Source organism: Streptomyces sp. rh34 (genome assembly GCF_002551245.1).
Lineage (GTDB): Bacteria > Actinomycetota > Actinomycetes > Streptomycetales > Streptomycetaceae > Streptomyces.
The window spans coordinates 1-2,063 of sequence record NZ_NTGZ01000490.1 but is presented as its reverse complement, the minus strand read 5'-3'; the positions used below and the strand labels follow the sequence as shown (position 1 = coordinate 2,063).

General features: G+C 72.9%; 1 protein-coding gene. It reads right to left on the bottom strand.

Annotated features, from left to right (window positions below):
• Positions 1-280: 280 nt before the first annotated feature.
• A complete protein-coding gene (locus tag CR470_RS37560) occupies positions 281-1,933 on the bottom strand; it encodes a scabin-related ADP-ribosyltransferase (RefSeq protein ID WP_179892520.1) in 1,653 nt (550 codons plus the stop codon).
• Between the last annotated feature and the right edge of the window lie 130 nt (positions 1,934-2,063).

The window sequence follows — 2,063 nt, the reverse complement described above, 5'->3', positions numbered from 1 at the left end:
GCCAGTGGTCGGGCGCACGGCGGGCCGCCGCGACGATGTCCGCCGGTGGCGCCGGGAAGGCCGGCTCTCCTGCCGCGACGGTCAGGGGGGCGCGGGCGGAGGGCGCGGCGGAGGCGCGCGGGAAGCGGGCGGGAGCACCGGTCACGGGCGCACCCACCGTTTCGGGGAGGAGGGCGGCGTACAACTTCCGAACGTAGCCGGTTACTTCTTCAGCTGTCGGCATCCAGTTCCCTCCGGACTGTCGTGCTGCGCGGATACGCGATACCGGTCCGGGCCGTCGTCATGACCCACCCCCGTCCGGCCGGTCGGCTGCCCGGTCGACGGGCCGATCGGCTGTTTCGCCGGCGTCGCGCGCGTCGAGGGCCGACAGCAGCGCCCGGGCGTGCTCGTCGGGGAACAGGCCCTCGCGGGCGACGAAGGCGCGCAGTTCCTCCTCCGTCAGCGGGTGGACGTCCCGGTAGCGGCCCCAGTTGTTCACGTGGACCGAGGCAGCCGTGGGGTCGATCGCGTCCAGTGCGTGCTGCGCCCCGGTCATCACCTCGTGGAAGCTGTGATGGCCCACCCCCACCAGCACGCTCACCAGTCCGGCCCGGATCAGACCGAGGTCCACGGGCAGCCCGGCAAGCCGCTCCAGCCTGGCCACGTGGGTGACGATGCGGTAGGCACTGCCCGAGGTCCCGGTCAGGACCGGGCCACCGGAGTCCTCCGAGCGGGCCTGGGCGTCGGCGGACATCGGCGGGGTGTGCAGTTGACCGGCGGGCGACCACAGCAGAGTTCCCTCACGGACCGCGAGGCGTCGCTCGGCCGGGCTCAGCGCGGGCCGGACCTCGTGGGGCCGCAAGGGGGTCCGCAGCATCGCCTCCGGTTCCTCGCTCTCCATGGCCTCGTCCTCCGGGTCCAGATCCGCCGCGTGGAGTTCGGCCATCTCGTGCTCGTAGCGCCTCAGTTGCTCACTGCGGTGGCGGTCGCGGCGCTCCACGCCGATCACCGGATGCTGGGGCTCCACGCCTCCCATGAGGTACGGGACGAGGTTGCTGGCGACACCGTTGATCAGGAACGTCACGCGCTCGCGCAGGTTGCCCGACTCCACCACCCGCGCGAGGTCCTCGTAGGAGGATCCGACGGCGCCCCTGTCCTCGCCGCTGTCGCTGCCGAACAGCCGGTAGTCCGTGCGGCTGTGGAGGGCGATGTGCCAGAACGCCCGCGCGACCTTGCCGAACTCCGCGTTGACGAGAGCGTGTTCGCCCAGGTGGTCGGCCAGCCGTTGCTCGAAGTGGAGAGCTTCCCGCGCGTAGCGGACGCGCGCCAGAGCCCAGGCGGGGGCGGGGTTGGGGTTGGGGGCGGGGTCGGGGTCGGAGGACGTGGCGGTGAGCGTGGACAGCGGTGGTCCCGGGGCGTCGTCGTCCGAGCCCGCCTCGTCATCGGTGTCCAGCGACAGGGCCGGGAAGGATTCGAGGACCGGAGCGCCGGTCGGCTCGCCCGGTCCCGCGAAGTCCGCGTCCTCCGTGGACGGCGCGGACCGCGGGTCGGCGACATAGTGCGGGTTGACGACGTACGGGCCGACCGGAACGCCGTACGCCATCGGCTGCGCGCCACGGATGTACCGGCGCCCGACGCCGCCCGGGAAGAGCACCTCCTCCTGGTCGGGGAAGGGCGAGGCCAGGCCCAGGGTGGCGTTCACGTCGATCCCGCCGGGCGCGTCGATGTCGTAGCGCCAGCGGTACCGGTGGAAGAGGGCGGGTGCGCCCATCGGGTTGGCGCGGGCACTGTCGCGCACGTAGTTCCGGTTGGCGGTCGTGCTCGCGAAGACCGTGTCCGGAACCAGAGCGCTGCCGCCGTAGACATGGTCGATGACGCTCACCATCTCGGGGCCGTACGGCTTGAGTCCCTCAGCGAAGACCCGCTCGGGCCCGTCCGGGCTGAAGCGGTACAACGGGCCGTCGTGGTCGCGCCACAGAGCCTCGGGCAGGGAGCTGCCCGCCAGGGCGGCGGGGTCCGCCGCGACCGTGGCCGGATCGACGGGCGGGGTCGGGCCGACCGGGCCGGTGGCTGTCTCTTATACA